The following is a 9668-nucleotide window of genomic DNA, read 5'->3' as shown; positions in this document are numbered from 1 at the left end:
AAAGATTTAGAATACTAAGTGAACGCTATCGAAATAGACGGAAAAGATTCGGTTTACGCATTAACTTAATCGCTGCACTGGTAAACCGGATGAACTTGCAATAACGACTTTCGCAAGAGATCTAATATTTAAATTAATTATTTTAATAAGGACTATTATGAAATTAAAAAATTTATCGCTCGCTATTTTCAGTACATTAATGCTAAGTGCGTGTGGTGGGGGTTCATCTTCTGATTCAAATGGCGGTAAAACTGGAACTGGAAATACTACCCTTACAAAACCTGACTTCCAACAATGGTCATCATTCTATATTGATGAATATTCCGACTCGGATCTAAATTATGAAATTGAACAGCTAACCTTTGATCAAGGGAATATCTATATAAAAGTAGACGAAACAACAGGCTGGGATGAAAGTGAAACTTTCTATCTAACTGAAAATGGATTATATGATCACGGTTCTACACATGCGACCTATGGCAAATTGCAAGGGACTATTACGGCTAATGCAACCACCTGGAAGCAAGTTCCATATTCTCCAATTAATTCCACAGGATTAAGCAGTACACTTACATTCAAGGTCTTTGATATTAGTGGTAAAAATATTGCTCAAGTCCTCAGTCCAGAGCATTATGTCAATTTAAAATATAATTTACTCGATACCTACCCTATGGGAGAAAAAGGGGAAGATTTTTATCGAGTACTTTCTAATTCAATATTCCCTACCGGATCTACTTGTATTCAATTTCAAACTATTGATAACTCACAAAAATATATTGAGCTATATAAATATTCACTTGAAGATTATGTACAAGATTATTTGAAACTTGAATGGGCTGATATTTCAAAAGATAGTAAATATGCCAAACATACTTTCAAGGATGCTATAGCATATCTAGATCTTAGAGAAGATCAGCAATGGGGACTAGCTGAATATAAGAGCAAATATTATGAAGTTGATTATCATCCAGCTGGAGAAGAATATAATATTAAAAATATTTTAGCCGCATCTAAAGCACTGGTTAATTCAGCATCTGCTCAGGACAAACCAGCTCTACAGGAGTATGCAACTTTACAAGAGAATGCATGCACTTTATTTAATAATATTGCATCTGAAGAATTAAGAAAGCAAATTAAAAAATACTCATAATAACGTGATATAAAGTACTTCGAGTGCTTTATATTCATATTAAATAGGGACTCCAATTTAGTTGAGGTTCCTATTTTTAAATCAGTATTTCATTTTAAAAATTCAAAAAATTAACTGATCGACTACAATATCAGCTAAAGTAACTTTAAATTTCACATCCAAGTCCGCAAACTTCATTCCATAAACCCGGTTCTCATCATCCTGATATGCCGGTCTAGGATCGAGAGATAAAACGGCTTCAAGTTCTTCTAGCAATTGAGCAGATATTGTTCCTTTTTCTAATAATAATTTTTTTTGCTGTTCAGCGTCCTTACTCCACATCACGGACTTACGTGATGGTTCATCTTGCGCGTAGCCACTTTGCGCTTCAGGTACTGCATCCGAATATTGAATATAGGGTTTAATGTCTATAATCGGCGTTCCATCTAACAGGTCACTTCCTGTGACATAAACCCGGACATTTTTACCGACTTTTTCGACACGATTTAATTTCACGACTGATAAACCAATGGGTGCAGGACGGTACATACTACGTGTCGCAAACACCCCGATTTTCTGGTTTCCGCCTAAACGGGGTGGACGAACCTGCGGACGAAATTGCTGGCTCTGCTGATTTTTATTTTCATGAAACTCCCAGACTAACCAGAGATGACTAAACTCTTCGATACCTTCAAATGCGAGTAAATCATTATATGGGCCGGTCATTTCAACATAGCTTTCAACCTGTACCAAATTAGGTTGACGCGGGATGCCAAACTTTTCTTTATAGGGAGAATGCATATAGCCAATAATCGGCAGAGTGAGTTCGGTCATAATCACTTTTTTTGATAAGCTCAATTAAATATATTCAGTTTATAGAGAATGAATTTAGATTAGAATAGCAACCTGTTCTAATTTGATAACTTATTGAGACCTTTAATGGCTGCTTTTAACGTCGAAAAGATTACTCACGTCCACCATTGGAATGACACTTTATTCTCTTTTAAAACGACTCGTGACACTGCATTACGTTTTAAAAACGGTCAGTTTGTGATGATCGGTCTTGAAGTCAATGGCAAGCCTTTAATGCGTGCATATTCAATTGCAAGTGCAAACTATGAAGAAGAGCTGGAATTCTTCTCAATCAAAGTCCCAGATGGCCCTCTTACTTCTATTCTGCAAAAAGTAAAAGTTGGCGACGAAATCCTGGTTTCTAAAAAACCGACAGGCACACTGGTTCTTGATGATTTAAACCCAGGTAAAAACTTGTATCTTCTTTCTTCGGGTACTGGTCTTGCACCTTTCCTTTCTGTAATCCGTGATCCAGAAACCTATGAACGTTTTGAAAAAATCATCGTCGTTCACGGTACACGTTTCATTTCAGAACTGGCTTATCAAGATTTGATTCTTAACGAAATTCCAAACCACGAATTCTTTGGTGAATTGGGTGCTAAAGAAAAATTAGTGTATTACCCAACTGTTACTCGTGAAGAGTTCCATACGCAAGGTCGTGTAACCACTGCGATTGAATCTGGTCAATTATTCGAGAAAATCGGACTACCCCGTTTCAATCCTGAAACTGACCGTGCAATGCTCTGTGGTTCTCCTGCATTCTTGGACGACGTTGCTGCACTGCTAGATCAACACGGTCTGAAAGAATCTCCACGTATGGGTGTTCTGGGCGATTACGTGATTGAACGTGCATTCGTAGAAAAATAATCTGCAAAAATTCTTTTGCAATCCTAAAACGCATGCTTAAAGCATGCGTTTTTTATATCCAGTAAGTCTTAATCTGAAAGAATTAACCCAAGCTATTCTTTACTTAAAATTTCTTATAATTAGCGTATTTATAAAAATTTAATTACTTAAAACAGTAAAATAAATGATAAATATCAATGCCTGTATTATATTTTTTAGTCAAAAATTCCTTCTTAAATGTTAGAATATGTAACTGTAATTGATTTCTCATGAGGATTTATCCTCGCTAAAGACTTAGTTACATAAACTCTGTAAACTTTTAATTCGATCTATTTAGATCCCATTCTCCTGTTTCACCGTTTATGTAACCAAGCCGTTTTTTTATAGGCAAGGTATGAGCACTGAACAACCCTCCTCTCTCGAGCGTACAGGGTCTAAAGTCTATCGATATTTTGTTGTCGTACTGACTTTACTTGTTGCGCTGTACTTGATCATTCAAGGCGCTAAATTACTCAGCCTCGGTGGTACAAGCTATTATCTCATTGCAGGGATTGCCTATGTTGCAATCGCCATTTTATATGCGATGAAAAAAGCCTTTGGTTTCTGGCTTTCTATTGTTACTTTTATTGCAACCATCCTCTGGTCTATTGCTGAAGTTCAAGGTTTGAGCTTCTGGCAATATATCCCACGTCTGGTGGTTCCAACTATTCTGTTTGTCCTCAGCATGTGGGCAAGCAAAAGCCTGCCAGCACTCAATGCTGCAAAAATCAAAGCTGCCAATCTTGTTGGCTTTGCCGGTTTCTTTGCCTGTGTCGCAGCCCTGATTGCTGCGTTCTTCCCACATGGCAAAATCCTCAATCCTGTTGATATCGTACAAGACCCTGCACTGGCTAAACCGAATGCAGAAAACCCAGACAACTGGGAATATTTCGGTCGTAATGGTAACGGTACCCGCTTTGCACCGTACACTGACATTACCCCTGAAAATGTCAAAGATCTAAAAGTGGCTTGGACTTATCACACTGGTCGTGATACTTCTGCCGGTGTCGATGAAAATACACCAATTCAAATTGGTAGTACTTTATATTCATGTACACCGACTAACATCATTTCAGCAATTGATGGTGACAGTGGTAAAGCACTTTGGAAATATGATCCACATGCAAAAACTGCAGAGCATATCACTTGCCGTGGTGTTGGTTACTATGATGCAACTAAAGACAAATCTTTAACTGCAGCAGACTTACAAGCACCGGGTATTAAAGCTTGTCCACAACGTATCCTGACTTCTACTGTTGATGGCCGTTTAATTGCTTTGAACGCCAAAACAGGTGCTTTATGTCCTGAGTTTGGTGTGAATGGTCAAGTCGATGTCTTGCATGACATGGGCCCAACTGAACAAAGTAAACGTTATCACCCAACCTCGACCCCACTGATTGCGGGTCATGTCGCTGTATTAGGCGGTTGGGTACGTGATATTGTGCATGGTGAACCTTCTGGTGTTGTCCGTGCTTATGACGTTCGTACTGGTCAATTGGCTTGGGCTTGGGATGTCGGTAATCCTGAACTGGTTGGTGAACCTAAAGATGGCAAAGGCTTTACTTTAGAAACACCAAACATGTGGACCATCCCGACTTATGACAAAGACCTGAATCTGGTTTACTTGCCTACAGGTAATGGTCCTCCTGACTACTGGGGCGGCGACCGTAACGGAGCCAAAGAAAAATTTGGCTCTGCCATTGTTGCGGTAAATGCTTTGACTGGTAAAACTGTTTGGTCTTATCAAACTGTTCACCATGATGTCTGGGATTATGACTTGCCGTCACAACCTGTGCTTTACGACATGACTGATGATCATGGCAAAAAAGTGCCTGCGTTGATTCAAACTACCAAAATGGGTCAAATCTTCGTTCTTGACCGCCGTACTGGTAAACCAGTCACTAAAGTTGAAGAACGTCCAGTCGACACCAATGGTGCTGAAGGTGAAAAACTTTCTCCTACCCAACCATTCTCTGTTGGCATGCCACAAATTGGTAATGCAACATTGACTGAGCAGGATATGTGGGGCATCTCAACCTTTGACCAACTGGCTTGTCGTATCGACTTTAAAGATTCTGTCTATAACGGTCTATACACTGCACCTGGTGAAAAACCATATATCGAATGGCCTAGTCTGCTTGGTGGTTTCAACTGGGGTGGTATCTCCATTGATGAATCTACTGGCATGATGTACGTCAACGATATGCGTATGCCACTTCGTATGTCATTGGTTCGTAAAGAAGATATGAGTAAATATCATATCTCAACTGACGAAGTACCAGGATTCATGGGTACAGTACGTCCACAACTGGCTGGTCCTTATGCGGGTGTGAAAATTGACATCATGCAGTCTAAACTGGGTGTTCCTTGTAACAAACCACCGTTTGGTACCATGACTGCCATCGACTTAAAATCTAAAAAAGTCGTTTGGGAAGTACCAATGGGTACAGCCAAAGAATTAGGTCCATTAGGTGTGAAAACCCATATGCCAATTCCTTTAGGTATGCCTACACTGGGTGGTCCTACTTCAACCGCTTCTGGTCTGGTGTTCTTCGCAGGTACTCAGGATTATTACCTACGTGCGCTGGATTCAAAAACTGGTAAAGAAGTGTGGAAAGCTGAGCTTCCTGTTGCTGCTGTTGCTGCACCGCTGATTTATAAATCTCCAAAAACTGGCAAACAATATGTTGTGATTTCTGCAGGTGGTGCAAGCCATTCTAAAGATGTTGGCGACTATATTATTGCCTTTGCTTTACCTGATCAAAAATAATTTTTTGATGAATAAAGAAAAAACCGAAGCTTAGGCTTCGGTTTTTTATTGCAATCGTCATTAAAAATTAACGATCGCGACCTTCCTGATTTGCAGAACCTGAACAGCCTGCACCACCACCGATAATAAAACCGCTTTCTGCTTTGCATGAACCGATCATACGGCCATGTGAGTCAAATGTAGTCACTGTTGATGCACAACCAGTTAGTACAATAGTCGCTGCTAATGCAATAAGTGCTGATAATTTCATGATATTACCCTCTAAGATTTATGGTGCTAAATGAATCTGATTTTGACTTGGTGGTACTGGCAATAAACCTGTCTTGGCATCCACCGTATTGTAGTTCACGCCAATTGCATTGCCTGATCCATTACAATGAGCACTAGCAGTTGAAAGCAGACCACGTGTAGCTTTACATGATCCAATCACCTGACCCGATGCATCATAAGTGACGACCATAGAACTACACCCAGTCATCAGTATAATAGTTGAAAGTGAAAGTAGTTTTATGAAGCTCATTGCTCCCCCTCAAAAACACTAAAAAATTTAAATTGTTTAGTTATATGAATCTTTTCTAAATTTCGCGCATGATTCTTCCTAAATTTATCGCATTTGTAAAGCTTTATTTTTCATCTATTTTTTAGACTTAAGGCTAATAAAAAGCTGCCTGATCAGCAGCTTTTTCATAATTAAATTTAATATTAAGGATCAGGCTGACTCATGCTTCAATACTCGTTCAGCTAGAGCCTGTTTCACCACATGATATCCAGCGCTTAAGCCTAGACTTGCCATAATGAATGCAACAATAACATCTGGCCATAGACTGCCAGTGCCAAAAACTCCCACTGCTGCAAAAATGACGGCCACATTGCCGATCGCATCATTACGGCTGCACAACCAGACTGATTTCATATTGGCATCGCCATCCCGGAAAGCATATAAAATTATGGCTGTGACAACGTTTGCGATTAAGGCCAATACCCCGATGATCCCCATCGTAATGGCTTCAGGTGGAATACCTTGCATAAAGGCATAAATTACTTTGCCAATGACGACCAGACCAAATACTGCCATGGTCAATCCTTTAATCAGAGCAACTGTTGCACGCCAATACAGACTTGCACCAATCACCGCCAGAGAAATACCATAATTCACAGCATCACCAAAGAAATCTAACGCATCTGCCCATAAGGCCGATGAATGTGCATAAGCACCGCCGATTAGCTCTACACCAAATAAGGTCAGGTTAATCAATAATGCAATCCATAAAGCTGTTCTAAATTTGCTATTAGGTTTGGGCGGCGCGGGTTCATGACTACAACTACAGGCCATATTATTCTCCGATGATTTTTTATCCTGAATGCGATAAAGTCATTAGAAACTATAGAGTCACTCCAAGGTCAAGCCTGAGGTATTTATGTCACATTATTTGATTTCTGATATAGCCAAGAAAACTGATTTAAGCACTGATACCATTCGATTTTATGAGAAAAGAGGTTTGATTCAGCCGAATTTTCGAGCAAGTAACCAGTATCGTTATTATGGCGACGAGGCCTTAAAACGCTTGATTTTTATCAAACGCTGTCGTGCTTTAGGCATGTCTTTAAAAGAAATTGAATACCTGATTCAGCTGGAACAGAATCCTGAACAGGATTGCTGTGAAGTTAACCAGATGATTGATCAGCACCTTATAGATATTTCAAATAAAATTAAAGAATTACAATTATTTAAACAGCAGTTAATGGCGCTTCGCGAAAGCTGTAATACCCCAACCACGATTAATCATTGCCAGATTTTAAAAACACTGGAATCTATTGAAAATAGCTGAAATATTTATGGATATTTTAAACCGTTTACTGTTTATCTTTTAACTTGAAATTGAGTTAAATTATGCCAATTCCGAGTTATTTACTAGGTTGAATCCTGATTTTAGATGACTAGAATAAAGACGTACTTTTTATATGTCTTTCGATTTTATCATGAGCATTTCTCACGTTACCGAACTTCTCTCACCTGCTGGCTCCCTAAAAAACATGCGTTATGCCTTTGCTTATGGTGCAGATGCAGTCTATGCCGGCCAGCCGCGTTATAGCTTGCGTGTTCGTAATAATGAATTTGACCATGACAATCTGGCGATCGGCATCAAAGAAGCGCATAAGCTTGGCAAAAAATTCTATGTCGTGGTGAATATTCAGCCACATAACTCCAAACTGAAAAGTTTTATTCGTGACCTTGAACCAGTCGTGGCAATGCAGCCAGATGCGCTGATCATGTCCGATCCTGGTCTGATCATGCTGGTGCGTGAGCATTTCCCGCACATGGACATTCACCTGTCTGTACAGGCCAATGCTGTGAACTGGGCAACTGTAAAGTTCTGGAAGAATATGGGACTTACTCGCGTAATTTTGTCACGTGAACTGTCCATCGAAGAAATCGAAGAAATCAAACAGCAAGTTCCAGATATCGAAATCGAAGTGTTCGTACATGGTGCGTTGTGCATGGCCTACTCTGGCCGCTGCATGCTGTCTGGCTATATGAACAAACGCGATGCCAACCAGGGCGCCTGCACCAATGCCTGCCGCTGGGAATACCAAGTACTGGATGCCAAGGAAGATGAAACGGGCGATGTGATCCCGGTTAAAAATATTGATTCCGGCTGTTGTTCAAAAGATGCTGATGAGTCACATATGCAAGTACAACATCAGTTTGATGAACCCGTGTTATTGCAACGTAATGACGAAGATATGTTTGCTGCTGAAGAAGATGAGCACGGCACTTATTTTATGAATTCCAAAGACCTGCGTGCTGTACAGCATGTGGAACGCCTGACCAAGATTGGCGTACACTCCCTGAAAATTGAAGGTCGGACCAAATCTTATTTCTATTGTGCGCGTACTGCGCAGATTTACCGTAAAGCCATTGATGATGCGCTTGCTGGTAAGCCATTCGACCCTTCATTGATGACTCAATTAGAAGGTCTGGCGAATCGTGGTTATACCGAAGGCTTCCTACGCCGTCATGTACATAGTGAATATCAAAACTATGAAAATGGTTCATCGAGTTTCGATCATCAGCAGTTCTGTGGGGAAGTATTAGAGCGTAATGGTGACTATATCAAGATTGATGTGAAAAACCGTTTTGTCATTGGTGACTCACTAGAGCTGATGACCACTAAAGGCAACATCACTTTTACCTTAACTGAGATCAAAGACCGTCAAGGCAATCTGATTGAAGATGCTAAAGGTTCAGGTCATATCGTTGAAATTCCAATACCAGCAGATGTCGATATGCAGTATGCCCTGCTGATCCGTAATCTGCCATCATCATCTGTAGACATTTCAGCCTCTTCATTGGCTTATCAGGCGAGTTAAAAAATGGCGCTCTTGATTACCGATAAATGTATCAACTGTGATATGTGCTTACCGGAATGCCCAAATGAAGCAATTTATGAGGGCGAGAAGTTTTATGAAATTGATGTCAATCGTTGTACCGAGTGTGTGGGTTTCTATGATCATCAAACCTGTATTGCCGTCTGTCCGATTGAATGCATTGTGCCGCATCCCGAGCATCGGGAAACGCAAGAACAGTTAATGGAGAAATTTAAAGGTTTGAATCTGTTCAAAGCTTGAATGATGCATGAAGTCTGATGACTTCATCTAAGAACAACCTTGGGGAAAGATAAAAATAAGGGTTGAAAACAAAAACTGTCCAGAGGAAAGGAACAGCTAAAAGCGATTGGGGACGCTTTTGGCTGATCTAACAATAACTAAAAAAAGGAACCCGGGTGTTAGCATCCTGAGTTCCTATAAAGCGAAAATAATAATAGGTGTTTGAGATTAAGCACCTGGAATGTGGGGATTCCAGGTGCTCTTTTTTTTACTGACCAGAGCGAATGATGTAATCAAAGGCAGATAATGATGCTTTGGCACCTTCACCAGTCGCGATGATGATCTGTTTGTAAGGAACAGTGGTACAGTCACCTGCAGCAAATACACCTTTCACATTGGTTTCGTTGCGCTCGTTAATCACAA

At 40.1% G+C, this 9668-nt stretch carries 10 protein-coding genes and 2 pseudogenes; 7 read left to right on the top strand and 5 right to left on the bottom strand.

Annotation, left to right across the window (positions count from 1 at the left end):
• Positions 1 to 104 (top strand): annotated as a pseudogene (locus tag ACEWB7_RS16515) (IS5/IS1182 family transposase); the annotation flags it as partial.
• A gap of 53 nt (positions 105 to 157) precedes the next feature.
• Positions 158 to 1150, top strand: a complete 993-nt coding sequence (locus ACEWB7_RS16510) for a hypothetical protein (protein WP_411580973.1) — start codon at positions 158 to 160, stop codon at positions 1148 to 1150.
• Positions 1151 to 1252: 102 nt separating this feature from the next.
• Here the strand turns inward: ACEWB7_RS16510 and tsaA are convergent, their stop codons facing one another.
• A complete protein-coding gene (tsaA, locus tag ACEWB7_RS16505) occupies positions 1253 to 1963 on the bottom strand; it encodes a tRNA (N6-threonylcarbamoyladenosine(37)-N6)-methyltransferase TrmO (RefSeq protein WP_411580972.1) in 711 nt (236 codons plus the stop codon).
• Between the two features lie 105 nt (positions 1964 to 2068).
• On the opposite strand from tsaA, the gene ACEWB7_RS16500 reads away from it, so the two are divergent.
• Both ACEWB7_RS16500 and ACEWB7_RS16495 read left to right on the top strand, forming a co-directional pair.
• Positions 2069 to 2848, top strand: coding sequence for a ferredoxin--NADP reductase (locus ACEWB7_RS16500; RefSeq protein WP_005236496.1), 780 nt, complete (start codon positions 2069 to 2071; stop codon positions 2846 to 2848).
• 373 nt (positions 2849 to 3221) lie between these two features.
• Positions 3222 to 5636, top strand: coding sequence for a membrane-bound PQQ-dependent dehydrogenase, glucose/quinate/shikimate family (locus ACEWB7_RS16495; RefSeq protein WP_411580971.1), 2415 nt, complete (start codon positions 3222 to 3224; stop codon positions 5634 to 5636).
• A gap of 67 nt (positions 5637 to 5703) precedes the next feature.
• On the opposite strand, the gene ACEWB7_RS16490 is transcribed toward ACEWB7_RS16495, so the two are convergent.
• The 3 genes from ACEWB7_RS16490 to ACEWB7_RS16480 form a co-directional block, all read right to left on the bottom strand.
• Positions 5704 to 5886 carry a hypothetical protein gene (locus ACEWB7_RS16490; RefSeq protein WP_005236502.1) on the bottom strand — a complete coding sequence of 61 codons (183 nt, stop codon included), beginning with the start codon at positions 5884 to 5886 and terminating at the stop codon, positions 5704 to 5706.
• Positions 5887 to 5904: 18 nt separating this feature from the next.
• Positions 5905 to 6096 carry a hypothetical protein gene (locus ACEWB7_RS16485; protein WP_227607384.1) on the bottom strand — a complete coding sequence of 64 codons (192 nt, stop codon included), beginning with the start codon at positions 6094 to 6096 and terminating at the stop codon, positions 5905 to 5907.
• Between the two features lie 249 nt (positions 6097 to 6345).
• Positions 6346 to 6969 carry a cation transporter gene (locus ACEWB7_RS16480; RefSeq protein ID WP_180105303.1) on the bottom strand — a complete coding sequence of 208 codons (624 nt, stop codon included), beginning with the start codon at positions 6967 to 6969 and terminating at the stop codon, positions 6346 to 6348.
• Between the two features lie 85 nt (positions 6970 to 7054).
• On the opposite strand from ACEWB7_RS16480, the gene ACEWB7_RS16475 reads away from it, so the two are divergent.
• From ACEWB7_RS16475 to ACEWB7_RS16465, 3 genes are all read left to right on the top strand, one after another.
• Positions 7055 to 7465, top strand: coding sequence for a Cd(II)/Pb(II)-responsive transcriptional regulator (locus ACEWB7_RS16475; protein WP_159123205.1), 411 nt, complete (start codon positions 7055 to 7057; stop codon positions 7463 to 7465).
• A gap of 133 nt (positions 7466 to 7598) precedes the next feature.
• Positions 7599 to 9008: a tRNA 5-hydroxyuridine modification protein YegQ gene (gene yegQ / locus ACEWB7_RS16470; protein ID WP_411580970.1), complete on the top strand. Its 1410-nt coding sequence runs from the start codon at positions 7599 to 7601 to the stop codon at positions 9006 to 9008.
• A gap of 3 nt (positions 9009 to 9011) precedes the next feature.
• Positions 9012 to 9266 (top strand): YfhL family 4Fe-4S dicluster ferredoxin, encoded by a 255-nt coding sequence (locus ACEWB7_RS16465; protein WP_159123203.1) that lies wholly within the window; start codon positions 9012 to 9014, stop codon positions 9264 to 9266.
• A 247-nt stretch (positions 9267 to 9513) separates the two neighbouring features.
• Here the strand turns inward: ACEWB7_RS16465 and ACEWB7_RS16460 are convergent.
• Positions 9514 to 9668: pseudogene (locus tag ACEWB7_RS16460) on the bottom strand (pyridine nucleotide-disulfide oxidoreductase); the annotation flags it as partial.

Source organism: Acinetobacter sp. NIOH-H-8 (assembly GCF_046635365.1).
In the GTDB taxonomy this organism is placed as follows: Bacteria; Pseudomonadota; Gammaproteobacteria; order Pseudomonadales; family Moraxellaceae; genus Acinetobacter.
Note: the sequence above shows the minus strand (reverse complement) of the source record. Positions and strands in the feature narration are given on the sequence as shown.